The sequence below is a fragment of the [Pseudopropionibacterium] massiliense genome (assembly GCF_900607225.1).
Taxonomy (GTDB): domain Bacteria; phylum Actinomycetota; class Actinomycetes; order Propionibacteriales; family Propionibacteriaceae; genus Arachnia; species Arachnia massiliensis.
Window position 1 is genome coordinate 460,862 of sequence record NZ_LR027842.1, and the last position, 22,655, is coordinate 483,516.

Annotated in this window: 25 protein-coding genes, 1 tRNA gene and 1 other RNA gene; 10 read left to right on the plus strand and 17 right to left on the minus strand. The window is 67.1% G+C overall.

Features of this window, described 5'->3' with window-relative positions:
- Both E0E39_RS15955 and E0E39_RS01940 read right to left on the minus strand, forming a co-directional pair.
- On the minus strand, nucleotides 1–211 hold a 211-nt coding region (locus tag E0E39_RS15955; protein WP_207302383.1), incomplete at its 3' end, for a hypothetical protein.
- A gap of 96 nt (nucleotides 212–307) precedes the next feature.
- Nucleotides 308–1,282: a class I SAM-dependent methyltransferase gene (locus E0E39_RS01940; RefSeq protein WP_130873240.1), complete on the minus strand. Its 975-nt coding sequence runs from the start codon at nucleotides 1,280–1,282 to the stop codon at nucleotides 308–310.
- 333 nt (nucleotides 1,283–1,615) lie between these two features.
- Between E0E39_RS01940 and E0E39_RS01945 the strand changes: the two genes are divergently transcribed.
- Nucleotides 1,616–2,131 carry a GNAT family N-acetyltransferase gene (locus E0E39_RS01945; RefSeq protein WP_130873241.1) on the plus strand — a complete coding sequence of 172 codons (516 nt, stop codon included), beginning with the start codon at nucleotides 1,616–1,618 and terminating at the stop codon, nucleotides 2,129–2,131.
- A gap of 92 nt (nucleotides 2,132–2,223) precedes the next feature.
- A complete protein-coding gene (locus tag E0E39_RS01950; protein WP_130873242.1) occupies nucleotides 2,224–2,781 on the plus strand; it encodes an RNA 2'-phosphotransferase in 558 nt (185 codons plus the stop codon).
- Nucleotides 2,782–2,897: 116 nt separating this feature from the next.
- On the opposite strand, the gene E0E39_RS01955 is transcribed toward E0E39_RS01950, so the two are convergent.
- Nucleotides 2,898–3,812 carry a WD40 repeat domain-containing protein gene (locus tag E0E39_RS01955; protein WP_165444599.1) on the minus strand — a complete coding sequence of 305 codons (915 nt, stop codon included), beginning with the start codon at nucleotides 3,810–3,812 and terminating at the stop codon, nucleotides 2,898–2,900.
- A 502-nt stretch (nucleotides 3,813–4,314) separates the two neighbouring features.
- Here E0E39_RS01955 and E0E39_RS01960 point away from each other — a divergent pair.
- The 5 genes from E0E39_RS01960 (at nucleotide 4,315) to E0E39_RS15645 (ending at nucleotide 7,892) form a co-directional block, all read left to right on the plus strand.
- The gene (locus E0E39_RS01960) at nucleotides 4,315–4,635 is read left to right on the plus strand and encodes a hypothetical protein (protein WP_130873244.1); all 321 of its coding nucleotides are present in this window, start codon (nucleotides 4,315–4,317) and stop codon (nucleotides 4,633–4,635) included.
- The gene (locus E0E39_RS01965; protein WP_130873245.1) at nucleotides 4,632–5,822 is read left to right on the plus strand and encodes a helix-turn-helix domain-containing protein; all 1,191 of its coding nucleotides are present in this window, start codon (nucleotides 4,632–4,634) and stop codon (nucleotides 5,820–5,822) included. The genes E0E39_RS01960 and E0E39_RS01965 overlap by 4 nt, the downstream gene beginning before the upstream one ends.
- Nucleotides 5,823–5,959: 137 nt before the next feature.
- Nucleotides 5,960–7,111: an AAA family ATPase gene (locus E0E39_RS01970; protein WP_130873246.1), complete on the plus strand. Its 1,152-nt coding sequence runs from the start codon at nucleotides 5,960–5,962 to the stop codon at nucleotides 7,109–7,111.
- Nucleotides 7,112–7,113: 2 nt separating this feature from the next.
- On the plus strand, nucleotides 7,114–7,695 hold the full coding sequence (locus tag E0E39_RS01975; protein WP_130873247.1) for a hypothetical protein: 582 nt from the start codon (nucleotides 7,114–7,116) through the stop codon (nucleotides 7,693–7,695).
- 23 nt (nucleotides 7,696–7,718) lie between these two features.
- A complete protein-coding gene (locus E0E39_RS15645) occupies nucleotides 7,719–7,892 on the plus strand; it encodes a hypothetical protein (protein WP_165444600.1) in 174 nt (57 codons plus the stop codon).
- 107 nt (nucleotides 7,893–7,999) lie between these two features.
- Here the strand turns inward: E0E39_RS15645 and E0E39_RS01980 are convergent, their stop codons facing one another.
- From E0E39_RS01980 to E0E39_RS02000, 5 genes are all read right to left on the minus strand, one after another.
- The gene (locus tag E0E39_RS01980) at nucleotides 8,000–8,956 is read right to left on the minus strand and encodes a carbohydrate kinase family protein (protein ID WP_130873248.1); all 957 of its coding nucleotides are present in this window, start codon (nucleotides 8,954–8,956) and stop codon (nucleotides 8,000–8,002) included.
- A gap of 21 nt (nucleotides 8,957–8,977) precedes the next feature.
- Nucleotides 8,978–10,366 (minus strand): sugar porter family MFS transporter, encoded by a 1,389-nt coding sequence (locus tag E0E39_RS01985; protein ID WP_130873249.1) that lies wholly within the window; start codon nucleotides 10,364–10,366, stop codon nucleotides 8,978–8,980.
- 678 nt (nucleotides 10,367–11,044) lie between these two features.
- Entirely contained in the window at nucleotides 11,045–11,812 is a 768-nt protein-coding gene (locus E0E39_RS01990) for a PhnD/SsuA/transferrin family substrate-binding protein (protein ID WP_245988167.1), read from the minus strand.
- A 1-nt stretch (nucleotide 11,813) separates the two neighbouring features.
- Nucleotides 11,814–12,278 (minus strand): PAS domain-containing protein, encoded by a 465-nt coding sequence (locus E0E39_RS01995; RefSeq protein ID WP_130873250.1) that lies wholly within the window; start codon nucleotides 12,276–12,278, stop codon nucleotides 11,814–11,816.
- A gap of 14 nt (nucleotides 12,279–12,292) precedes the next feature.
- Nucleotides 12,293–12,661 (minus strand): roadblock/LC7 domain-containing protein, encoded by a 369-nt coding sequence (locus tag E0E39_RS02000; protein ID WP_130873251.1) that lies wholly within the window; start codon nucleotides 12,659–12,661, stop codon nucleotides 12,293–12,295.
- A 397-nt stretch (nucleotides 12,662–13,058) separates the two neighbouring features.
- Between E0E39_RS02000 and E0E39_RS02005 the strand changes: the two genes are divergently transcribed.
- Nucleotides 13,059–14,030: a VWA domain-containing protein gene (locus tag E0E39_RS02005; RefSeq protein WP_130873252.1), complete on the plus strand. Its 972-nt coding sequence runs from the start codon at nucleotides 13,059–13,061 to the stop codon at nucleotides 14,028–14,030.
- Here the strand turns inward: E0E39_RS02005 and E0E39_RS02010 are convergent.
- The 3 genes from E0E39_RS02010 to E0E39_RS02020 all read right to left on the minus strand — a co-directional run bounded on the left by E0E39_RS02010 (nucleotide 14,027) and on the right by E0E39_RS02020 (nucleotide 16,152).
- The gene (locus E0E39_RS02010; RefSeq protein ID WP_130873253.1) at nucleotides 14,027–15,262 is read right to left on the minus strand and encodes a serine/threonine-protein kinase; all 1,236 of its coding nucleotides are present in this window, start codon (nucleotides 15,260–15,262) and stop codon (nucleotides 14,027–14,029) included. The two genes, E0E39_RS02005 and E0E39_RS02010, sit on opposite strands and share 4 nt — an antisense overlap.
- Nucleotides 15,255–15,683, minus strand: coding sequence for a DNA-binding protein (locus E0E39_RS02015; protein WP_130873254.1), 429 nt, complete (start codon nucleotides 15,681–15,683; stop codon nucleotides 15,255–15,257). Before E0E39_RS02015 ends, E0E39_RS02010 begins: the two co-directional genes overlap by 8 nt.
- 106 nt (nucleotides 15,684–15,789) lie before the next feature.
- The gene (locus E0E39_RS02020) at nucleotides 15,790–16,152 is read right to left on the minus strand and encodes a DUF6463 family protein (RefSeq protein ID WP_130873255.1); all 363 of its coding nucleotides are present in this window, start codon (nucleotides 16,150–16,152) and stop codon (nucleotides 15,790–15,792) included.
- 66 nt (nucleotides 16,153–16,218) lie between these two features.
- On the opposite strand from E0E39_RS02020, the gene E0E39_RS02025 reads away from it, so the two are divergent.
- On the plus strand, nucleotides 16,219–16,863 hold the full coding sequence (locus E0E39_RS02025; protein WP_165444601.1) for a TetR/AcrR family transcriptional regulator: 645 nt from the start codon (nucleotides 16,219–16,221) through the stop codon (nucleotides 16,861–16,863).
- Nucleotides 16,864–17,053: 190 nt separating this feature from the next.
- Here the strand turns inward: E0E39_RS02025 and E0E39_RS02030 are convergent.
- From E0E39_RS02030 to E0E39_RS02040, 3 genes are all read right to left on the minus strand, one after another.
- Nucleotides 17,054–17,141 (minus strand) — tRNA-Ser (locus E0E39_RS02030).
- A 48-nt stretch (nucleotides 17,142–17,189) separates the two neighbouring features.
- Entirely contained in the window at nucleotides 17,190–18,593 is a 1,404-nt protein-coding gene (gene gad, locus E0E39_RS02035) for a glutamate decarboxylase (protein ID WP_130873257.1), read from the minus strand.
- Between the two features lie 98 nt (nucleotides 18,594–18,691).
- A complete protein-coding gene (locus tag E0E39_RS02040; RefSeq protein WP_130873258.1) occupies nucleotides 18,692–20,035 on the minus strand; it encodes a Na+/H+ antiporter family protein in 1,344 nt (447 codons plus the stop codon).
- A gap of 295 nt (nucleotides 20,036–20,330) precedes the next feature.
- Between E0E39_RS02040 and ffs the strand changes: the two genes are divergently transcribed.
- Nucleotides 20,331–20,427: signal recognition particle sRNA small type (gene ffs / locus E0E39_RS02045), an RNA gene on the plus strand.
- Between the two features lie 15 nt (nucleotides 20,428–20,442).
- On the opposite strand, the gene E0E39_RS02050 is transcribed toward ffs, so the two are convergent.
- From E0E39_RS02050 to E0E39_RS02060, 3 genes are read right to left on the minus strand one after another with little or no spacing between them, the layout of a single operon-like run.
- Entirely contained in the window at nucleotides 20,443–21,201 is a 759-nt protein-coding gene (locus E0E39_RS02050; RefSeq protein WP_130873259.1) for an ABC transporter permease, read from the minus strand.
- Nucleotides 21,198–21,935, minus strand: coding sequence for an ABC transporter ATP-binding protein (locus E0E39_RS02055; RefSeq protein ID WP_130873260.1), 738 nt, complete (start codon nucleotides 21,933–21,935; stop codon nucleotides 21,198–21,200). Before E0E39_RS02055 ends, E0E39_RS02050 begins: the two co-directional genes overlap by 4 nt.
- Complete coding sequence (locus tag E0E39_RS02060) at nucleotides 21,932–22,498, minus strand: TetR/AcrR family transcriptional regulator (protein WP_244926076.1); 567 nt, start codon at nucleotides 22,496–22,498, stop codon at nucleotides 21,932–21,934. The genes E0E39_RS02055 and E0E39_RS02060 overlap by 4 nt, the downstream gene beginning before the upstream one ends.
- Nucleotides 22,499–22,655: the final 157 nt, after the last annotated feature.

Consider the following 22,655-nt stretch of genomic DNA (forward strand, 5'->3'; position numbering starts at 1 on the left):
TCTGGGGTCCTTGGGGCAGGGGGGCGCCCGCGGGCTGGAAGGTAGGGGTGCCTTGGCCGGGTTGCTCGGACCCGGAGGCCGCCTGGCCGGCTTGGGGGGTCTGACCGGCCTGCGAAGCGGGCTGTTGGGAGCCGGCTGCGTTCCGGAAGGGATTCCCGGGCAGACCCTCCTGGGTGTTGTGGGCCGGGTGGTTGTTCTCCTGGTTCGTCATGAGGCTCTCCTGTTCGCTTCGTTGGCTACAGGAAATAGAGAACTCCGGGAATCTGTGCGTTACCTGTGTGTTGTGTGCGTGCTTCCTGTGGGCAGGTCACAGGTTTGTAAACGTCAGTTGATAGTTCCGGTCCTGGGCTACGACCCTGGTCCGACCAATCCGGGCGGCGAGCTCCCTGCGCCACGGCAGATGGGAGTTGAACACGCACCACAGCTGCCCTCCGGGGCGCAGCACCCGGGCGGCCTCGTCGAACATCCGCAGGGTGGGTTCCGACTCCTTGGCGTGTCCCCGGTGGAACGGGGGATTGGTGGCGATCACGTCGACGCTGCGGTCGGGAATGCCGGCCAGGCCGTCGGCCCAGCGGACGTCGATGTCGAGACCGTTGGCCTCGGCCGTGGCGCGGGTGGCGGCCACGGCCGACCAGGAGACATCGATCGCGGTCGTCTGGAGGCCTCGGCGGGCCAGGACCGCGGCGATCACCCCGTTGCCGCATCCCAGGTCCAGCGCGACCCCTTCCTTCGGGTCCAGGTGGTCCAGGAGGAGCCTGGTGCCGTCGTCGATCCGGTTGCCGTTGAAGGTGGCGCCGTGCGCGACGAGGACCAGGCCGAGGTCGGGGTGGTTGCGGGTCTTGGGCCATTCGGTGGCGAGCTGGTTCGGGCCCCAGGCCCGCAGCACACGGCACTTGGAACGCCCGAGACTGGCGTTGACGGCCGTGAAGTGACGGGCCAGCACCTGGTTCATGGAGCGGTTCATGTGCTTGACCCGCGCCCCGCTGAGGAACATCACGTCCGCGGCGCCCTGGACGCTGGCGCAGTGCTCGTCCAGGGCGGCCAGGGACTTCGGCAGGTGTCCCCAGGCCAGGCTCACCCCGCGCAGCTCGCCAGGATGGGAGACCAGCAGGCCGGGATCGATCTCGGACACGGCCTGCGCGTCACGCAGGTCGTCGCACCACACCCGCACGTCGCCGCTGCGTTCTAGGGCGGCCGTGACGAGCCCCGGGGCGTCGATGACGGCGATGGCCCCCGCCCGCTCGGGTGATTCGTCCAGGATCAGTGGGTCGACAGGATGCATGGGGAAATCCTCCCACGGCGAAGAGAGATCGGTGCCGATCCGGCGCCACTGCGCAGGGACACCGAGGTTTGTTCACAGGATGCTGGTTGAGCCAAGATGCCGGGAACAAACCCGGTTGCGCAGCACTCAACCTCAAAAACGCTCCTTTCGGGGCCCGGAACGGCCTCGGGTGCTGCGTTCCCGGGTTTTTCCATGACCGGGGACGGTTCCCGCGTCACCGCCCACGACCACCAGCACATCCTTGGACCTGCTCATCTAGACTCATGGGCGTGATCCGTTTCTGACACCACTCCACACCCCACACCGTCAACCCCGTCCCGAAATGGATTCGCCATGCCCTCCGACCTGCTCACCGCTGATCTGTCCCTCCTCCCGGCCCGTGTCCTGCCCGAATCGTCGCTGCGGATCGTCAGAACCGACGACCTCGAAGCGCTGGCCCGGCTCTACCTCGTCAGCTATCCCCCGGGGATCGGAGCCGCGAACCCCGCCGGGGCCCTTTCGGAGATCGCCGCGACCTTCGAGGGTGACTACGGCGTTCTCCGTCCCGGGGCCAGCCTCGTGGCCGAGGCCGATGGCCGGCCCGCCGGGGCCGTGCTGACGGTGGAACGCTCCATCTGGGACGAGGGGCTCGAAGGGCCCTTCGTCATCGACCTGTTCGTCGACCCGGGGCTCCGCGGCCGGGGAATCGGGCGGGCCCTGATGACAGGCGCGATGCTCGCCTGCCGGAACGCGGGTGACGCCCAGCTGTCCCTGCGGGTGGGGGAGGGGACCTCGCAGGCGGCACACCACCTCTACGGGTCGCTGGGATTCCGGAGAGCCGGTTCCCCGGGGCCGCGAGAACAGCCCTGAGGCGGTGGGTGGGGTCGCGGTTCCCCGGGTGGTGTGGCATGCTTCCTGCTCGGCGACGGGGCCGTCGCCGAGGAAACACCCGGGAGCCATCCATGAAGAAACGATCCACCGATCTCAGTCGCGTGCTCTCCCACGCCCTGCGACACGACCCCGGGCACTACGGACTGGAACTCGACCCCGGGGGCTGGGTGGATCTCGGCGAGGTGGTCGCGGCGCTGCGGAGCAGGCCGGGCTGGGAATCGGTGGGCGTCTCCGACATCGAGGAGACCCTGGCCTCGGCCAGCAAACAGCGACACGAGATCCGCGACGGACGCATCCGGGCGATCTACGGACACTCCCTTCCCGAACGCATCGAACGAACCCCCGCCACCCCACCCGCCCTGCTCTACCACGGCACCTCCCCGGACAGCCTGGACCGGGTGATGCGCGAGGGGCTGCTGCCCATGTCGCGGCAGTTCGTGCACCTGTCCACGGATGTCGAGATGGCGCGGTCGGTGGGGGCGCGGCACGCGCCGCGCCCGGTCGTCCTGCACATCGACGCCGCGGCGGCCCACGCCGCAGGCATCCCCTTCTACAGGGGCAACGACAAGGTGTGGCTGGCCGACGAGGTGCCGCCCCGGTTCGTGACCGACCGGACCCCGACGAGCTGAGAAGATCCGCGTTGCGCGCGGCAACCGGGCGCTCGGGAACGACCAACGTGGGCAAGGCGGGTGAGAACCCTCGGGAAGAGAATGCGGCAGCCGGCGTGTGAGGACCGGCGATTACATCACACAGGGGCGTCGCGGGAGCCGGTGAGCGGGACCTCCGCGGAACACTCCCAGGTTTCCGTGTCCCAGAAGCGGATCGCCCGGCCGGTGGTGCTGGCCACGAGGTTTCCTCCGGGACCCCACCCCACGGCCTCGACCCCCGGGTCCTGGAGGGCGCGGATCAGTTTCCCGGAGGTGGCGTCCCAGACTCGGACACCTTCGAGGCTGGGGGCGGTCAGGATCCGCTTCCCGTCGGGGCTCCAGGAGGCATCCCAGGGATACGGGTACCAGTCCTCGACCGGCTCCCGATAGCCGAGGGTCCGCAACAGCTCACCCGTTCCGGCATCCCAGAGGCTCGCCAGGCAGTTCTCGTCGGTGGTGGTCAGCAGGTGCTTCCCGTCCGGGTTCCAGGCCACGGAGCAGACGTGGGCGCCGTGCTCCAGGACGCGCAGCACCCGGCCGGTCGCGACATCGAGGATCTGCGCCGTGCTGTCCCCCGCGGTGGCCACGCGGTCACCGTCCGGGCTCCACGCGAGGGCCAGGATGCCGTTCCGGTGGCCGGTGTCGATCCCGTCAGTCCTGGTTCCCGTGCCGGCATCCCACAGATGCACATCCTGCGACGCCCCTGCGGTCGCGATCCCGGTGCCGTCGGGGCTCCAGGCCACCACGTGGGTGGCATCGCCGGAATCCAGAGTGGTGAGCAGCCTGCCCGAAGTGATCTCCCAGACCCGGGCGGCACCTTGCCGCGACCCCGTGACCACGCGACTGCTGTCCGGGTGCCAGGCCAGCGACCACACCGGTTCCGGGGTGAGAAGCTTCCCGGCGGTCGCGTCCTGGATGTGGAGGCCCTGCCCGGAACCCACGGCGATCCGTTTCCCGTCGGGTCTCCAGGCCAGTGAGACGGCATCCGAACTGCTGTGGTGAGAACGTGGCACCGGAGCATCGTAGTGGCGTGTCCCGTACATGGTGGAGGCTTGTTCACGGCTTCCGCCCTTCGAGACCTTGGCCACAACCCCTTGCCAGAGGATTGCGCTGGCCGGTGCCCCACCCGTGAACAGGCCTCATGGGGTTGTAGGCGAAGGCGAGGTCCGTGATGGCTTGTGCTGTGGTTCGAAGGTGTTGCAGGGGCGGCGGTCAGTGTGTGGGACACCGGGTCGTCAGTGAGTGAAGGCGGATGACCTTGCTGGCTTGAGGTTCCCGTTGACCGCAGACACTGGCGCTCTTGGGAGCTTTGGGGTGCATGCTGACAAGCAACTTGGGCTGGCGCAAGCGTTGGTGCGGGAGTCCCGCGCCAACGCCCAGTTCCGCGACGCTCTGCTGCCGGCGCTGATGATGGTGCCCTGCGCGTGAAGGACGCCATCGCTTGAGGTGAGGAGGCCCTCTGAACGTGCTTGCAAATGTATGCAAAAATTTCTTCCATTAGATTGGAGTGTGGGTATGGGGCCAGTTGCGGAGCTTGTGCTCGACAGGGTGGGCGTTATCGCCCCGTTACTTGACGAGGCCATGGCGAGTGCGATCCTGCAGGCGGAGAAGCGGGCCTATGTGGAGCCGGCCGATCGTACCGCCGGCTACATCCTTCGTGTGGTACACACTCTCGTGCCGGGCGCGTTCGGAAAGTCGACTCTGTGTGATCTTGACCTGATTATTCCGCGTGGCGGACGCATCGATGTGGGCGACCTGGCTTTTTCCGGTTCGGATGGTGAGGAGGACCTCTTCCTGTTCGATCTTCCATCTGATGCCGAGGAGGACATGGCGTGATTCCCCAGGACCAACTGGTCGGGGGCCGAATCAAGGCGCTCTGTGAGCTGTTCGGGGTCTCGCGCGTCCGGCTGGCTGAAATGGTCGGCATGAGTCCAGCTCAGGTCTCCAAGATTGAGAACGGCAGCCAGCGAATGAGCCCTGGCACAGCCGCTACGCTCGCCAGGCGCTGCAACGTCCCGCTGGACTTCTTCGTCCACCACGACCCCTTGACCGAGGCCGTCGTCCCCACCTTCCGCAAGAAAGCCCGTGCCCGGGTAGCTGAGCAGAAGCGGGCCTTTCGCCTAGCCCGTGAAGCGGCGCGGGTGTTTTCCCGTGCCTCGACCGAGAGCAACTACCGCTCCTTCGAATTCACCCGGGACCCCGACCTTCTCGACGACATCGAGCAAGTGGCCACTGAAGTGCGCCGCGCCGGTGGCATCGGGCCGGAAGAACCGGTGCCCAACCTCACCCGAATCCTCGAGCGCCAAGGAATCGCGGTGATCAACGGGCTCGATCCTGAGGGTGGCGATGCCGACGCCGTGACCGGTATCAGCCTGCCCACCACTCACAACCAGCGGCCGTTGGTGGCCATCGTTCACTCAGCCCCTGGAGCTGTCGCCCGGTTCACCCTGGCGCATGAGGCCGCCCACCACATTTGGGACAATGACCTCGCCAGCCCCATGACCAGCACCAAGGACTACCGTGAAAAGAGGGCTCACCGGTTCGCCGGGACGCTGCTGCTGCCGGAGAAGGTGGTCAGGAAACGCATCACGGAAGGCACCACCCTGCGGAGCTACCTCCCCATCAAGGCCGACTATGGCCTCAGCGTCGGTTCCATCATCTTCAGAGCCCGCGACCTGGGCGTGATCTCTCCCGATCGGGCCAGGAGCCTGCGGATCCAGCTGTCTTCGCTTGGCTGGCGAGACCCCGAAATCGAACCCGTCGAAGTGGCGAGTGAACGGCCGCTGCTGCTCAAGCAGGCACTCAGCCGGGTCACCCAATTGAACGGTATGGCTCTGGCCCGGTACACAGGGCTGCCCGCCCACCTGGTGCGCTACTGGATGCAGCTCGACCCAGAACCACGTGATGCTCCAGCGGCAGAGGTCATCGAGCTGTCGGACCTCCGGCGCCGCAAACTCGGTTTGGTGCCGTGCCCAAAGGAGGAAGGCCAAGGATCGACGAGTCCGAGTGGGAGGACGACATGATGGAGCGGCTGGCCGAGCTGCTGCGGCACAGCAAATCCCTTCAGACAGCGCGTCACAGTCACCATTTCCCAGGCGAAGGTTCCGTGAGGACTCGGGAGCGGTCAATGAGACGATACGTGCACTGGAAGGACTGAACCATGCAGATCACCCATGTCACTGCCCACAACTGGCGCAATTTCAAGAACCTCGACTTCGCAGTGGCGGATCGCCTGCTGATCGTCGGACCAAACGCAGCGGGTAAGTCGAATCTGCTTGACCTCTTCCGTTTCCTGGGTGATATCTCCCGGCCGGGCGGTGGTTTGTCGGCGGCTCTTGAAGCGCGTGGTGGCTTGTCAAGGGCGCGTTGCCTGTTCGCCCGAAACAACCACAAGGGCGAACTCGCCATCACGGTCGATCTGCGCGACGGGGAAGACGAATGGCGCTACGAGTTGGCGATCAAGGGGAAGAAGGGCGGCCACAACCGCCCCATCGTCGTCCGCGAGATCGTCACCCGCAACGGCAGGGAGCTGCTGTCCCGCCCGGACGCCAACGATGACCGGGACCCAGAGCAACTCACCCAGACGCACCTGGAACAGATCTCCGCCAACCAGGGGTTCCGGCCCATCGCCGAGTACTTCGCCAAGGCCAACTACTTCCATCTGGTTCCCCAGATGATCCGCTACCCCCAGGCGGGTGGGGCGAGCCCTCGGGCATTCGGCAGTTCCATGATCGCGGACATGAACGCGACGCCGGTCCGCACCAGGCAGGCGTGGTTCCGGCGCATCGAGCGGGCCCTGCAGTCGGCGGTTCCAGGATTCGAAACGCTGCGGCTGGAGGTGGACAAGGCGGGGCAGCCGCACCTGATTGCCGGATACCGCAACTGGCGCAGGAACCCGTCGGAGCAGAACGAAACCGACTTCTCCGACGGTACCTTGCGTCTGATCGGACTCCTGTGGACCATCATCAGCTCTCCTGCCAACGGCGGAGTGCTGCTTCTGGAAGAACCGGAGCTCTCGCTCAACGCGGCTGTCGTGCAGAAACTGGCCTCGCTGCTGGCGATGGCCCAGCGCGGGACCAGCATGCAGGTGATCCTCTCGACCCACTCCCCGGAGTTGCTCGACGACGAAGGCATTCGCCCGGGGGAAGTTCTGGTACTGCAGGTGACCAGCGACGCCACGGTCGCCAACCAGCTCTCCGAGATCTCCGAGGTAGAAGCTCAGATCAGCGCCGACCTTCCCCTGTCCGAAGTGGTGGCGGAGCTGATCAACCCGGGCGACCTGACCGGCCTCATCAAGGCCGCGAGGCGGTAGCCATGCACGTCGTGGTGGAGGGCGAGTCCGACAAAGCAGCCGCGAGACGGGTGGTGGAGTTTGCTGGAAGGCAAGTGCGCCATGTGACCGTGGCCCGGGGAAGGAGCAAGCTTGACCCAAAGCTGGCCAACTATTCGAGGGCCGCCCGTGACCAGCCCTGGGTGGTGTTCCGGGATTCGGACAACCAGTGCCCCGTGAGCCTGCGCCAAAGACTGCTGGCAGGCATCCCGGACAACCCGTTGTTCGCCTTGAGGATCGTGCACACCATGACCGAGGCATGGCTGATGGCGGACAGGCTCGGATTCAGCCGCTATTTCGCGGTCTCGCCCGACACGGTTCCGGTCGACCCCGAAGCCAAACCACACGCCAAGCAGACGCTCCTTCACCTCTGCCAGCGCAGCCGCAGCCGCGACATCCGGGAAGAGGTTGTGCACGGGCAGGCACACCCAGGCCCGCTGTTCGTGGAGCACCTGACCGAGTTCGCATCCCGCCACTGGGACGTTTCCGCCGCCGCCCAGAGCTGCCCGTCCCTGCAACGAGCCATCGCCGCTATCCAGGCGCTACCAAGGGCTGGCCAACGATAACCGAATCCGAGTGGGAGGACGCCATGATGGAGTGGCTGGCCGAGCGTGGCCGGCTGCTCGGCACTGGACCCGATCTTGAGGCGAGCCGGGGGTCGCTGGAGGACCCGGTGCTGCACGACGAGTTCCTCCACGCCCTGCGCCTGTTCCTCGACACCCACGACCACGACGGCAGGGACCCGCCGGTCATAGCCCACTGATCAGCTGATCGTGCAGTGGGGCCGCAAGAAGTGGGCGGAGGAGAAGGTCGACGGCGAGATCATCCAGCTCGAGGAGAGCGAGGACTGATCCCGCCGTCGACACCGGGTCAGGCCAGGCGTGGGTCCTTGGCCTTGACCGCAGTGACCTCCTCATGGGTCGGTGCGTAGGCACCCGCGTGCTGGACCGTCAGGCCTGACGTGATCGTCGCCCGGTGCAGCGCCGGCATGATGTCGTCCCAGCCTGCGGACCGGAGCCGGACCTTGGCCTCACGGTTACCGAGCAGGTCGGCGTCGAGCAGGCCCGAGATGAGGCCACCCATGAACGAGTCGCCGGCGCCGACGGTGTCGACGACATCGGTGGTGAGAGGGTCGATCACCAGCATGTCGCGCGCGGAGGCGAGCTTGACGTAGATGCCCCACGGGCCGCGGGTGACGATGACCAGGCTCGGACCGAGCTTCAGCCACTGCCGCATGACCTCCTCGACGGGGGTGTCCTTGCCGTAGAGCCACTCGAGGTCCTCGTCGGAGACCTTGACGACATCGGCCAGCGCAACGAGCTCCTCGACGCGCCCGCGCGACTTGTCGGGGGACTCCATGATCGCCGGACGGGCGTTGGGGTCGTAGGAGACGGTGCCGACCTGAGACATCGCGCGGGCCGCCTCCAGGACCTGGGTGCCGCCGGGCTCAAGGGTCGCGGCGAGGCTGCCGGTGTGGAGGTGGGCGATCGCCTCCGGGGCGGGCAGCGACGGCACCTCCCACGACAGGTCGAACTCGTACTCGGCGCTGCCGGCATCGTTGAGGCGGGCGTACGCGAGCGATGTCCTGGCGGCTCCGTCGCTGCCGGGCACGATCCCGACGCCGTGGTCGGCGGCGTAGTCCTCGATCAGCTTGCCGTGGTGGTCGCGCCCCCACCAGGCCCCGATCAGGGCGGGCCGGCCGAGGCTGGTGATGACGCAGGCGACGTTGAGGGGGCTGCCGCCGACGTGCTCACTCCTGGTGTCGTCGCGGATGACGACGTCGATGAGCGCCTCGCCGAGGCAGAGGACGGGCTTGGATTGACTCATGGGGACCTCCTTGTCGGTCGGCTACTTGTTGAGGCCGAGCTTGTCTTCCATCTCCTCGAGTGGGATGCCCTTGGTTTCCGGCATCTTAGTCAGCACCCAGACGAGTTGACCGAACATGCAGACCAGGAAGATGGAGAACGCCCAGCCGCCGCCCCAGGCGCCGATGATCGGCGGGAACGCGTAGGTCGTGATCGCGGCGAACACCCAGTGGGTCAGTGAGCCGAGGGACTGCCCGAGGCCGCGCACGCGCGTCGGGAAGATCTCGGAGATGAACACCCAGATCACCGACCCCTGACCGAAGGCGTGTGCCGCGATGAACACCAGGAGGCCGATCAGCACCAGCGTCGACGAGGTCGAGTTGAAGTGGCCTTGGAACATGAACATGACGGCGGTCAGGAAGCCCATCGAGACCAGGTAGCCGATGGAGCCGACGATCATGAGGGAGCGACGACCGATGCGGTCGATGACGGTCAAGGCGGCCATGGTCGCGACGAGGTTCATCAGGCCGACGCCGACGGACATGAGCAGGGCCGCGTTGTCGTCAGCACCCGCCTGCTTCATGACCTCGGGGGCGTAGTACAGGATCGCGTTGATACCGGAGAGCTGGTTGAACATGGCGATGAAGAACGCCAGGGCGATGACCTTGAAGTAGCGGCGCGTGAAGAACTGGCTCAAGGTGGCCTGCGACCCGGCGGCGGCGAGCTGGTCGCGGATCTCCTGGATCTGCTCGTCGGACTCCTCGACGGTGTTGCAGAGGCGACGGCTGATGGCGATTGCCTCCTCCTCGCGGCCTCTGGCCATGAGCCAGCGTGGCGTTTCGGGAACCGCCAGCAGGAACACGAGGAACAGCACCGACGGGACGACCATCACGCCGAGCATCCACCGCCACGCGATCTGCGGGTCGTGGACGATCTGGGCGACGATGTAGTTCGACAGGTAGGCCACGAGGATGCCGAGGACGATGTTGAACTGGACGAGGCCGACGAGGCGGCCTCGGACCTTCGCCGGGGCGATCTCCGCGGTGTAGATCGGCGCACACACCGACGACAGGCCGACGCCGACGCCCCCGACGAACCGGAAGACCATGAGCACCAGGTGGCTGGGCGCCAGAGCCGTTCCGAGGGCGCCGAGTACGTACAGGATGCCGATGAAGAACAGCAGCTTGCGGCGGCCGAAGTGGTCGGCGGAGCGGCCACCGACGAGCGCGCCGACGATGGTGCCGACGGTGGCGATGGCGACAGTGGCGCCGAGGCCCCCGTCGTCGAGGTTGAACTGGACTTTGAGCGCAGCGTTGGCTCCGGAGATGACGGCGGTGTCGAAACCAAAGATCAGGCCGCCGACGGCGGCGACAATGGCGCTGCGGATGACGAGCGAACTCGCCTTGGCGGAGGCTTGTGCGCTGTTGGACATCGCGACTCCTTGTTCTTGAGTTGGACGGAAGCGGGTACAGCGATAGGGGTGGCCGGAATATCACTTTGCTCCGGTCGCCAGTGACGAACCTGCGTCGCTGGGCAGCGTAGTTCGGAAGGCGCGAGGTTGGGTGGAAACGCGAAAAGATCCCCCACTGTGAGACGCGACTATAGCTCACACAAAACAGAATTTTGCCACGGGGCGCCCAACCAAAAATCGCTCATTCGGGCAAAACCCCTAGTCAAGACCGGGTCGGCTGTCATTTCTTCCTGGCTGCCGGGAAACGGTTCTGCTCAAAGCGCGCCATAGGTGTGATCTCCAGTAGGGGCGGTGGCCGCAGTCACTGTCAGTCAGGGCCCGCTCGATGGTGAGGCCGCGCTCATGGAACCAGGCGACAGCATTGCGCAAGACCTCGACGGCCGTCTCCCCGGGTGCCATCGTCCCGTGCTGCGGAGGCCTGTTCACGGGTGGGGAACCGGCCAGCGCAATCCTCTGGCGAGGGGGCTGTGGCCAGGGTCTCGAAGGGGGGCCGGTGGAGACGGTCTGCTCCTTGCGTCGCGGTCCGGCTCAACCGGCCTCGGAGAGGCCGTGAACAAGCCTCAACGGCGCAGCGCCCCGGTCGCCTGAACGATCCGAGGCGCTGCGCGCGGGTATTTCCGGCGATGTTCTCGCCGGTTGTTACCGGCTCGGGGAACCCTCCTGTGCCAGTGCATCCATGAGGTCGATCATGAATTCGGTGTCCTCCCTTTCCAGGCGTTCCCAGCCCTGCGGAGCGCCCAGAGCGGTGAGGAGATCCTTGTTGGCGGGATCGGCGCTCAGCTGTTCCAGGCCTTTCCAGATCGGCTCCACGAGATGAGTGATTCCGGGGCTGGCGAGGAGACTGCTGCGCACCACGTAGATTCGGCTTCGAATCAGTTCCCGAAGCTGCATCTTCACCATCGACGACAACTCGTCATAGGCGCTCTGCGGGAAGAAACCGACCGGCACCTGTCCTTGCATGACCGCTTTCGCGACGAGCACGGGATTCGGCCTGAGAGAGACCTCGATGTCCGGATAGGCGAGGTTCGCGGGCTCCAGGAGAATGCGGCAGATTCTCTCGACGTCCGGGGCGTCCGTGGCGGCTGCGGTCAGCGGGGCCGCCAGATCCGTGACCTGCTGGATCTCGCTGTCGGCCGCGACCACCACGGTGGCTTCCTTCGCCATTCCGCTGGCCCAGGCAACGGGGAGGTACCCCTTGTCCCGAACCAGGTATGCCGTATCCGCTGCGTTCGCGTAGACGAGGTCGGCCCTGTTTTCCTCGAAGGCTGCATGCAGATCGGCGAAGTCCGTGTAGGCGGTCGGATGAAAGGCCTCCTGTGTGATCCGCTGCAACTTGGTGTTGAAAATGAACCAGTCCGTGACATTCTGAATGTTCACGTCGGGACTGATGGCGAACTGCAACGTCATTTCAGCGACCCTCTGCCTTCACCATTTCCGCATACAGCTTTTCGATTTCGGACACCTTGTCCCGCGACGGTTCGCGTCGCACCGAGGTGTGACCGACGATCTCGCCGCCCCGCACCTTCGGGATCACGGTGGCGTAGACCCAGTAGTAGCCGCCGTCAGCTCGGAGATTCTTCACGTAACCGCTCCAGCGTTTGCCCTGCTGAACGGTGGACCACAGATCGGCGTACGCGGCCCTGGGCATGTCCGGGTGACGCAGGATCGAGTGGGGCGCTCCGATGAGCTCCTCCTTGCTGAATCCGGACATGATCACGAACGCCTCGTTGCACGTCGTGATCACCCCGTCCCGGTCGGTCTGCGACACGATCAGCTCGCCTGTCGGGAAACGGGTTTCCACGTCGGTGACCACAACCTGACGGCTGCTCCCGTCGTAGTAGGTCCACTGCGTGGCTCGTCCCGGACAGGTCATGTCCCCCAAGGTTCTCATGCGAGTTCGCGAGCGAGATCCTTGGCAGTCGCCTTCATCTCGAAGAGGATCATGCCGAGTTTCGCGTAGCCGTTCGAGATGCCGATCAGGACGGCCTCGGGGCCCGCCGCGATGTGGACGATGTAGCCGTCGCTTCCCTTCACGAGAACCTGCTCCAGCTCGCCACGCTTCAGCTCGCTGACGGTGCGGGTGCCGGTGGCCAGCGCGGCCGCACCCATGGCGGCGACGCGGTCCTCGTCGGTGCCTCCTGCGAGGGCCGACGCGATGGGCAGGCCATCGAGGGTGACGAGAAGTGCTCCCTCGAGGTCAGGGGTGAGAGCGACGAGCCTTTGCAGGTGCTGCTGGATCTGTTCAATCCTCGACATGGTCTTCCTTTGGTTTTGCGGTCCGGTGCTGGTCTCCAGCGCCCTGAGCGGTACGGTCATATTAGAAGTTTGGCGATAGAAGTGGACGGTTGTCAAAAGTTTAAAGCTCCGCTTTAGAGGCGTCATCGAAAGTCACTGTCCTTCTTGAGGGAAAGATGCTTGGTTCGCCTGTGTGGGATGCGTCGAAAAACGTTCTGGGCCGTTGAGAAGTTGACGGGTGGTGGACAGCGGGAGTGCGCGTTTTTGTCGGGGCGGAGTTTGAGGGGGACCTCGGGGGCCGTCGAGGGTGGTTGATTCGGTCGTGATGGCGTCGGGGCTGCGGCGTGTCGCTCCAGAGGTTGACATTTGCGGCAGCGAAGCCTAAATTCGCACCTGCAAAGGTCCAGGAGGTGCATCAATGAACCGGTCCCATCGTCTGGCGGCAGTCTGCGGGATTCTGCTGCTGGTTTCCGTGTGCGGCTTCCTCTCGTCTACTGCCAATGGGCGTGACACCGCACCCAAGGTGCTGCTGATGCTCGACTCCTCGGGGTCGATGGAGGACGGGGATCCGTCGGGCGGGACCAAGATGGATGCCGCCAAGAACGCCCTCGCCCATGCCTTCGATGCCGCGTCCCCGAACGTCGAGGTCGGGCTCAGGGTCTATGGTGCGGACGTCGACGTGAACAGTACTTCGGGTTACTGCGCGGACTCCCGGCTGGCCCATCCCGTCGGGGTCCTGGACAAAGCGGTCCTGGCCAGTGCCGTCAATCAGTTCCAGCCCCGTGGCGGCAGCACCCCCATCGTGTATGCGCTGAAAGAGGGGGCCAAGGACCTGGGGGACCGTGGCGAGCGGCGCATCATTCTCGTCTCGGACGGGGGGGAGACCTGCTCGCCCGATCCCTGCCGGGAGGTTCGGGACCTGGTCGCGGGCGGCACGAGCCCTCAGATCGACATCGTCGGTTTCGGCGTGGGGGACACGGTGCGTCAGCAGCTGTCCTGCATCGCCGAGGCGGGTGGCGGAGCCTACTACGACGCGAAGGACGCCGATTCGCTGGAGACGAGCCTTCAACAGCTCGGGGCCGAGGCGACGCATGAACTCGCGGCCGCGGACACCGCGGCTAAACACATCAGACGCCGCCGACGAAGAGGGGAGGCTAGAGCAGGGGGGGCGACCCCGGTTGGGCCTGGTCGGATCAGGCCACCGCTGCGGTCGACGTCAAGTCCTTGGCGCTGTTCGGGATCGGCGGTGCCCTGGTCGTGCTGGGTGGCGGTGCCGTGGCCTCCGTGCTGCTGCGGCAGCGTGGCTGAACCCAGGGGCGGCGGACGCGCGTGGGGCCGGGACGGCCGTCGTCCCGGTTGTCCCGGCTCCATCCCGTCCGGCGCTTCCTAGATCACGTACCAGAGCACCAGGAGAACGATTCCTGCAATGAACGCCACCACGGAGGCCGCGAACAACACCCAGTCGGAGGTGTGTCTCTTGCCTCTGCCCTTCCTTCTCGGGGCGGCTTTCTCGACGTGCGGGGGCATCGGCAGCGACTGCGGTGACTGGGCGTGGAGCGGGGTGACGGGTGGGGTGGTCTGCAGAACCGTTGAGGTGTGAGGGGGGCGGGACTGGGCGATCCCGGGGTGCGCATGCAGGGGTTGCTCGGTCGAAGGGGTCCACTGCGGGAAACGGTCGGTGGTTGGTGTCTGCTGCCAGAATGGCTGGGAGGAAGGCGTCGGGGAGGATGCGACGTAGGGGGACAGCAGCGTCCCGGACGGTTCGAGACCCTGCGGTCCGGTGTGTGGGCTCGCGAGTTCGAGCGGCTCGAGCTGCTGGAACACCTCGACGTATTCGGCGGCGCCCTCGTGCCATGCCAGCTCAGGGGCCTCCAGGCGGTGCAGGGCCGTTGTCAGGTCCGGTCGCGCCTCGGCGTGTGGGTTGATGAGGTCGCGGATCAGGGACCAGAGACTCTCGGGTACGCCTTCGGGGGTGGGTGTGGTGGTGTCGATGCCGAGGTCACGGGGGCGAGCCCCCGTGAGCATCGCGGCCCCCACCATGCCGACCGCGAACAGGTCCGCCGCGGGAGTCACGTCCCCGAAGTTCTGCAGCTCGGGGGCCAGGTAGCCCGGAGTGCCGTGAACCAAGCCGGTCTCGGTGAGGCGCGGCCCGGTGAGGTCGACGGCGATCCCGAAATCGGTCAGGTAGGCGTGGGGGCGCCCTGGTCCGGTGGCGTCGAGGAGGATGTTCGCCGGTTTGACGTCGCGGTGCACCAGGTGGGCGGCGTGGACCGCCTGGAGGCCGGCCAGGATTTGGCGCAGGATCTCGGCGGCGAAGCGGGGAGGCAGGGCGCCGTGGTCGCCGATCAGTGTCGCCAGTGAACCCCCGGCGACGATGCGCATGGTGAACAGCACCTGGTTGTCCTCGCCGATCCATCCGAGCGGGGCGATCACGTTCGGGTGGTTCACCCGGAGCCCCTGCTCCCGGACGAAGCGCAGCAGGGCCGATGCGTCCGACTGGCGCAGCACCTTGGCCGCGACGACCCGGTTCAGCTTCAGGTCGCGGGCGCGCCACACCGCACCCATGCCGCCCTCGCCGATCAGGTCGATCAGTTCATATCGTCCCCCGAAGACTTCACCCATGCCTGGCTGCAATCCTCAGCAGGCGTGTCAGCTCGGGGGCGGTGGTGAGTCCTGCCAGTCGCAGCAGCTCCTCCGGTGGTGCCGCGTTGTGCAGCTCCCGGATGGCCGGATTCAAGGAGGTGGAGATCGTCGGTGTGGCCTCCTGGATCTCCTTGAGGCGTTCCGTGCGTTGCGTCGCCGTCAGGGTCGCGGCCTGCCGGGACAGTTCCACGAGGGCCTGCAGGCGCCCCAGCACGGCCGGGTTGCCGATCTTGGCGCGCTGGCCCGACAGCAGCTGCGACATCATGGGGGCGGACAGACCCAGGACCTGCGCCAGGCCCGCCTGCGTCAGGTTCAGGCTGCTCCGAACGCGTCCTGTGATGTCGGCGAGCGGTTCTCCGTAGAGTTGCCGCTGTTGTTCCAGGTTCTCCTCAGTCGCCATCTCGCCTCCTTGGGCGACATCCTACTGGGGTGAACAGCCAATGACGCGCGTTGGACGGTGAACGGTCCCGGGGTTTTCGCGCCGGGGTGTGGATGTCCTCCCGGGATCAGTGGCGGGTGCGGCGGATGGCGGACGCCGTGACGGGGAACAGCAGCAGCCAGAAACCCGAGGCCGGCATGAGGACCACCCCGGTCAATGTCAGGAGGCCGAGGAGCACGATGAAGGACCACGGGATGGCAACCCCCGAGCGCTCGAGCCGCGCGGCGAGCAGGCCGATGGCGATCAACGCGAACCCCGTCACCAGGAACCAGAAGAGGCCGCGGGTGGGCGGGGAATCCCAGGCCCCGATCAGGCCGGCGCTCGTCGCGTCGAGCAGAACCTGCCACCCGGCGATGATGCCGAAGAGGTTGTGGATGATCCCGATGATCACGAGACTCCACCCGACCAGGGGGAAGGTTTTTGATTTCATGCTCAAAAAAATAGCATGGCTCCGGACCCGGGGAGTGATGCGGAACCTCTCGGTAGCCTTGGGCCCGTGGGAAGGCCGTCGAAGTTCAACGAGGAGACGCTGCTGGACGCCGCGCTGACGGTGGCCGCCCGGGACGGGAAGGCCGCGACCACGGCCGACATCGCGGCTGCGGTGGGGGCCAGGGTTGGGTCGCTCTACTACCGGTTCGCGAATCGGGAGGTGTTGCTGCTGGCGTTGTGGGTGCGCAGCATCAGGCGGTTCCAGGTCGATTTCCTGGCGGCCGCCCGCTCGTCCGGGGATCCCGGGGAGGCGCTCACCGCGGCCGCCGTCGCCATTCCCCGTCACTGTCGCGAGCGCCCCGGGGAGGCCCGCTCCTTGACGCTTTTCCGGCACGAGGAGGTGCTGGCGCGCCTGGAGGCCGGTGACGACGAGCTTGCCGTCTGTCCCGACGACCTGCGGGAGGCGGTCCGGGGGCTCAACGACGAGGTCCTGGCGGTGATGGAGGAGCTGACCCGGCGGCGTTTCGGGTCCCTGGAGCCCCTGGATCTGGTGCGGGTCGCGGTCCAGCAGACCACCTACGGCCTGGTGCGTCCCTTCCTCGGGGTGGGTGCCGATCCGATGCCCGCCTGGTTGGACGACGTGGTGGCGGCCATGGTTCCCGCGGCCCTGGCGGTCGCGGATCGCCCGGGGTGGCCCGGGGGACGCGGGTGACGCCGAGCGCCTGTCCACTTGCCGAACGCCAGTCTTGTGGTCGAACGCCTGCGCTGTAGCGCTGGCGTTTGGCCGTAGGGCTGGCGTTCGCGTCGGGTGGGCCGGTGGGTGGCCCGGGGTGGGTGGGTCGGTCCGGCAGAACCAAGAACCCCCGGCGTGGACACCGGGGGTTCGGGCGATGTGGTTCGCGTGGCGGAGGATACGAGATTCGAACTCGTGAGGGCGTGAACCCAACCCGCTTTCCAAGCGAGCGCCATAGGCCTCTAGGCGAATCCTCCGCGGGGAACCCTACCCGAGGACCCGTGGCTGGGCAAACCCGACCGGCCTCAGTGGTGGAAACCGGACTGCCTGGTGATCGACGGCATGGGGGCCGTCAGGGCGTTCAGGTGCTCGACCTCGCAGCGCAGGTCGTCGAGGAAGGCGTGGGCCAGGTCATAGCTGAAACCGTTGCGGACCACGACGCGCTGCACCAGCACGTCGGCCAGGTCGTCGGGCAGGGGATAGGTGGGCACCAGCCATCCCTTCATCCGCAGCCGGTCGGAGAGGTCGTGCAGGCTCCAGTTGCGGCCGGGGCGTTGCGTGAGGCGCCAGGCGAAGACGGGAATGTCGGTGCCGTCGCTGCACAGCTCGAAGTCGTCCATGGCGCCGATCTCGCCGGACAGGAAGGTGGCGACCGACCGCGACGTCTCGTGTACGCGCCGGTATCCGTCGAAACCGAGCCGCAGGAACAGGTAGTACTGCAGCAGCACCTGCGATCCGGGGCGGGAGAAGTTCAGCGCGAAGGTCGGCATGTCGCCTCCCAGGTAGCTGACCCGGAACACCAGGTCCTCGGGCAGGTCATCGGCGGTGCGCCACACCACCCAGCCCAGACCCGGGTACACGAGACCGTACTTGTGTCCCGAGGTGTTGATGGAGGCCACCCGTTCCAGTCGGAAGTCCCATTCCAGGTCCGGCTGCAGGAAGGGGGCCACCATCGCTCCCGACGCGCCGTCGACGTGGATCCTGACGTCGAGTCCGGTTCCGGCCTGGATGCGGTCCAGGGCGGCCGCGATCCCGGCGACCGGTTCGTAGCGTCCCGTGTAGGTGACCCCCATGATCGCGACCACCCCGATGGTGTTCTCGTCGACGTACCGTTCCAGGTCGTGGCCGTCGAGCATCGGGTGTTCCCGGCTGACCGGCACGTAGCGCGCCTCCACGTCCCAGTAGTTGCAGAACTTCTCCCAGCACACCTGCACGGCGCTGGACATCACCAGGTTGGGGCGGTCCGCGGGTTTCCCGGCGGCGCGGCGGGCCTGCTGCCAGCGGCGTTTCAGCGCCAGGCCCCCCAGCATCGCCGCCTCCGACGATCCGATCGTCGAGGTGCCGATCGTGTGCCCGGGGTCGGGGGAGTGCCACAGGTCGGCGAGCATCTGCCAGCAGCGGGTCTCGATCTCAGCGGTGCGGGGGTACTCGTCCTTGTCGATCATGTTCTTGTCCGCCGACTCCATCGCCAGGCGGTTGGCGTGATCGTCCATCCAGGTGCCGACGAAGGTCGCCAGGTTGAGGCGGGCGTTGCCGTCGAGCATCGCCTCGTCGTGGACGATCTGGTATGCGGTCTCCGGCAGCGACTCGCCCTTGGGGAGGCGGGCGCGCGGCAGTTCGGTCGCCTCACCCGGCCGGGCGAAGAGCGGGTTCAGTTCCACCTGGCGCGTGTCGGTGGATGCGGTGCGGTGGGGGTGTGACGGGCTCATGGCCACCTCGATTCGTTCCGGCGAGGGGCCTGACCCTCGCGTGCTCCGGGGATGAACCGATCTTGCCTCACCGGTCCAAGGGTGTCCCGGATCCGGGGTCAGAGCACCATGGCCGCCACCCAGCCCGCGGCCAGCAGCGGCAGGTTGAAGTGCAGGAAGGTGGGGATGACGGTGTCGCGCATGTGGTCGTGCTGGCCGTCGGCGTTCAGGCCCGCGGTGGGGCCGAGGGTCGAGTCGGAGGCGGGGGAGCCCGCGTCGCCCAGCGCGCCCGCCGTGCCGATGATGGAGACGGTGGCCAGGGGCGAGAAACCCAGCGTCACGCACAGCGGGACGTAGATCGCGGTGATGATCGGCAGGGTGGAGAACGACGACCCGATGCCCATGGTCACGAGCAGGCCGACCAGGAGCATCGCGAAGGCCGCCATCGCCTTGTTGTCGCCGAACAGCCCGGCGGTGGCCTGGACGAGGGGTTCGACCTGCCCGGAGGCCTTCATCACGGATGCGAAACCCTGCGCGGTGATCATGATGAAACCGATGAGCGCCATCATGCGCATCCCGGAGGTGAACACCTCGTCGGCCTCCAGGCGTCGCACCACCCCCGTCGCGATGAAGATGAACAGGCCCACCAGGGCGCCGACGAGCAGCGGATCGGCCTTGGAATCGGTGATCGTCAGCCACGACTGGATGACGAAACTGGCGCCGATCGCGATCACGGCGACGACCACCTTCGGTTTGCTGACCTCCGCAGGGGCGGCGACGTCGACCTTCGCGTCGGGGTCGTAGTCGCGGGGCTTTCGGTAGGTCACCAGGACCGCGATCAGCAGGCCCGCGATCATGCCGAGCGCGGGGATGCCCATCGCCGCCATCACGTTGACGCCCTCGACGTCGAGCCCGGCCTTGGCGATGTTGCCCAGCAGGATGTCCTCCAGGAAGATCTTCCCGAACCCGAGCGGCAGGTACATGTAGGTGGTGACCAGGCCGAAGGTGATGATGCAGGCAACGGCGCGGCGGTCGAGTCGCAGCTGGGTCATGATCGCCAGCAGCGGCGGGATCAGCAGCGGAATGAACGCGATGTGCACGGGAACCAGGTTCTGGCTCATCACGGCCATCGCGGCGATGCCCGCGAGCATGCCCCACTTCACCCAGAACACGGTTTTCTGCCCGGAGCTCCGACCGTCGAGCCGGCGGATGAGGGAGTCGGCGAGCAGCTGCGTCAACCCGGAGTGGGCGACGGCCATTGCGAAGGCTCCCAGCAGTGCGTAGGAAAGGGCGATGCGCGCGCCACCGGCCAGGCCCTCCTGGAAGGCGACCATTGTCGCTTCCAGGCCGATCCCGGAGAGCAGGCCACCCACCAGCGCTCCCAGGAACAACGACAGCACGACGTGCACCCGGAAGGTGGCGAGAATCAGCATCACAAGGACGGCTGCGACAACGGCATTCATTCCAGAACCCCTCAAACGGCGGACGACAGGAGCTTAAAGGGTGTGCCGCGCCGAAGCCGATTCAAGGTCGGTTGGGCCGGCCTGCGAGCGGCAGCGAGTGGGGCGTGTCGAAACCGTGGTGGGGGTGTTCGGGGAGCTTGTGGTGGGGTTTGGTTGTCGGTTTCGGGGTGGTTTCGACTCGGGCTGGTCCTTCGTCGCGGCCCGGCTCAACCGGCTTGTGCGGGGGAAGCTGGGCGTGTCGAAACCGCCTTTCCCGTGAGGTCGTCACCCGGGTTGTGTCTCATGTACACTCATCCATGGTTCCTCGCGCGGCGGTACCTCGCCCAATTCCCCCAGGGTCGGAAGGCAGCAAGGGTAAGTGAGCTCTTCCGGGTGCGCGAGGGGCCTTTTCTTCTGCCGCGGGATTGTCAGCGATTTCCCAGCTCCAGCCGACCCCAGGACCGCGTCGTGAGGATGGTTCCTGCGAGGCCCGCCGCCAGTGGGAGTAGTAGGGCGAGGGGCGGTGTGTTGCCGCCCGGGGTGGCCCACAGGACGGGAGTCGCCCACGGGATGAGATCCCCGATGCCGAGACCGGTGGCCAGGTTGGTGACGATCACGATCCCCAGGGCGGCCGCGATCCCCGCCAGGTAGCCGCGTCCGAGGGTCGCGAACCACGCCATGGGCAGCGCACCGGCCCCGAGGAGTACACCGACCAGGGTGATGGCTCCCGCGCAGCCTGCAGCCCCGGTGACGGGCAGGCCCAGGCAGATGCCCGCCAGGGCTGTCAGTGCGCCGGATGCGACGGCCAGCGCCGCGGACCATGCGGTGATGACGAGCAGTTTCGCCAGAGCGATCGTGCCCGGGCCGACAGGAAGGGCGAACAGACCCACCACGGTGCCATCGGTGAACTCCCGGCCCACCAGCCAGGACGCGACGATCCCGGCGGCGAGCAGCACGGCGACCCCGGTTCCCATGGCCGCCAGCCCCGTCAAACCGGACCAGCCGTCGGTGGTCATGAGCCCGGCCGCCTTCGTGCCCACCTGGGTGTCGCGGGCCATCGTCGCGGCCGCATACCCGCCCGCGGAGGTGGCCACCACCAGGACCAGGGTAGTTGCCGTCGCCACCCGGGTCACGGCCGACCGTGTGAGTTTCCGGGCCTCTATGCCCAACAGGTGTCCGGGGATCATCGTTTCCTCTCCTTCTCCTCGTGCTCTTCGGCGGCCAGCACGGTCCGGAAGAACCTGGCCTCCAGATCGGGTCCCGTGGGGGTGAGGGAGTCGATGACGCGACCGGCGTGCAGCACGTCGACGCGATGCGCGATCCGCGCCAGCTCGTCGAAGTGGTGGCTCGTCACCAGAACGGCCACGCCGTCACGGGTCAGATCCGCGATGATCCCGCGCAGCCCGGCGGTGGCCAGCGGGTCGAGGGCGTTCGTCGGTTCGTCGAGGACCAGCAACCGGGGTCGGTGGGCCATGGCCGCCACCAACCCGACCTTCTGCCGGGTACCCAGCGACAGACGACGTGCCGGGACGTCCAGCCAGTCGCCCAGCCCGAGAAGATCGGCGAGTCCGGCGATGTGATCCGCGACGTGCCGGGGATCGTGGCCGTGCAGTGCGACGGAGGCGAGGATGTTCTGCCGGGCCGTCAGCTCGGGATAGGAGAACGGGATCTCCACCAGGTGCCCGACCGCGCCCCACGGTTCACCGCCGGAGGTCCGGGCGTCGTGCCCCAGGACCTCGGCGCTCCCGGATCCGGGCCGCAGCATGCCCAGGGCGACGCGCAGGGCGGTCGTCTTCCCGGCGCCGTTCAAGCCCACCAGTGCCAGGCACTCGCCGGGGTTGACGAACAGATCCAGGTCGTCGAGAACCCGTCGGCCTCGCAGGTCGCGGGTGATGCCCCGGAGAGCCAGCGCGGGACTCACCGCGCCTCTCCCAGCAGGAGCTCCAGACCCTCCCGCAGGGCCTGGATCGCCGGTTCGTCCGCCGGTTCATCCGCCCAGGCCAGGAGCAGGGACGTCGCGGCACCGATCACGGCCCCCGCTGCCACGCAGGCCTCGCGAGGCCTGGTGTCCTGCGTCGTCAACGCCTCGCGGATCGCGTCCCGGGTGGCCTGCCCGGAGGCCCATGCCGCCGACCGCAGCGAGTCGGTGGCGGCGATCAGCTCGATGCGTTCCCGGAACTCCTGTGAGCCCAGCTCGGCCTCGGCGGCGGGGTCGTCGAGGGCGGCGAGCAATCCGCGCACGGCGCGTTCCAGGGGCGGGAGTTCTTCGGGCTGGGCGGCGGCCGCGGCCGCGATGAGGGGGTCGAACAGGTCGCCGACGACCACGGACTCCTTGGTGGGGAAGTGCCGGAAGAAGGTCATGTGGGAAACCCCCGCGGCTCTTGCGATCTGCGTGACGGAGGTCTGGGCATAGCCGTGCCGGTGGAACAGGTCCAAGGCGGTCTCCCGGAGCCGGGCCCGGGTTCGGGTGGGGACGGATCTCACCCTCATATGTTAGCAGCTAACTGTTATTGAATAACATATTGGGTTGAGGAGATCCCCGGGGCGGGGCCTTGTCCTCCCACAGGCAGGACTGCTGCCCGGCCGGTGGATGGTTCCGACACGGACTGTCCGCCGGTGCCCGCGATCCGGCTCACCGATC

Excerpts from the sequence above, each read along its gene's own strand:
- E0E39_RS02020 (WP_130873255.1), bottom strand. The coding sequence starts at position 16,152 with ATGAAATCAAAAACCTTCCCCCTGGTCGGGTGGAGTCTCGTGATCATC.
- E0E39_RS01945 (WP_130873241.1), top strand. The coding sequence starts at position 1,616 with ATGCCCTCCGACCTGCTCACCGCTGATCTGTCCCTCCTCCCGGCCCGT.
- E0E39_RS01995 (WP_130873250.1), bottom strand. The coding sequence starts at position 12,278 with ATGACCTGTCCGGGACGAGCCACGCAGTGGACCTACTACGACGGGAGC.
- E0E39_RS15645 (WP_165444600.1), top strand. The coding sequence starts at position 7,719 with ATGATGGAGTGGCTGGCCGAGCGTGGCCGGCTGCTCGGCACTGGACCC.
- E0E39_RS01975 (WP_130873247.1), top strand. The coding sequence starts at position 7,114 with ATGCACGTCGTGGTGGAGGGCGAGTCCGACAAAGCAGCCGCGAGACGG.
- E0E39_RS02010 (WP_130873253.1), bottom strand. The coding sequence starts at position 15,262 with ATGGGTGAAGTCTTCGGGGGACGATATGAACTGATCGACCTGATCGGC.
- E0E39_RS01990 (WP_245988167.1), bottom strand. The coding sequence starts at position 11,812 with ATGACGTTGCAGTTCGCCATCAGTCCCGACGTGAACATTCAGAATGTC.
- E0E39_RS02040 (WP_130873258.1), bottom strand. The coding sequence starts at position 20,035 with ATGAATGCCGTTGTCGCAGCCGTCCTTGTGATGCTGATTCTCGCCACC.
- E0E39_RS01970 (WP_130873246.1), top strand. The coding sequence starts at position 5,960 with ATGCAGATCACCCATGTCACTGCCCACAACTGGCGCAATTTCAAGAAC.
- E0E39_RS01940 (WP_130873240.1), bottom strand. The coding sequence starts at position 1,282 with ATGCATCCTGTCGACCCACTGATCCTGGACGAATCACCCGAGCGGGCG.
- E0E39_RS02005 (WP_130873252.1), top strand. The coding sequence starts at position 13,059 with ATGAACCGGTCCCATCGTCTGGCGGCAGTCTGCGGGATTCTGCTGCTG.
- E0E39_RS01950 (WP_130873242.1), top strand. The coding sequence starts at position 2,224 with ATGAAGAAACGATCCACCGATCTCAGTCGCGTGCTCTCCCACGCCCTG.
- E0E39_RS02050 (WP_130873259.1), bottom strand. The coding sequence starts at position 21,201 with ATGATCCCCGGACACCTGTTGGGCATAGAGGCCCGGAAACTCACACGG.
- E0E39_RS01960 (WP_130873244.1), top strand. The coding sequence starts at position 4,315 with ATGGGGCCAGTTGCGGAGCTTGTGCTCGACAGGGTGGGCGTTATCGCC.
- gad (WP_130873257.1), bottom strand. The coding sequence starts at position 18,593 with ATGAGCCCGTCACACCCCCACCGCACCGCATCCACCGACACGCGCCAG.
- E0E39_RS01980 (WP_130873248.1), bottom strand. The coding sequence starts at position 8,956 with ATGAGTCAATCCAAGCCCGTCCTCTGCCTCGGCGAGGCGCTCATCGAC.
- E0E39_RS02015 (WP_130873254.1), bottom strand. The coding sequence starts at position 15,683 with ATGGCGACTGAGGAGAACCTGGAACAACAGCGGCAACTCTACGGAGAA.
- E0E39_RS02000 (WP_130873251.1), bottom strand. The coding sequence starts at position 12,661 with ATGTCGAGGATTGAACAGATCCAGCAGCACCTGCAAAGGCTCGTCGCT.
- E0E39_RS01985 (WP_130873249.1), bottom strand. The coding sequence starts at position 10,366 with ATGTCCAACAGCGCACAAGCCTCCGCCAAGGCGAGTTCGCTCGTCATC.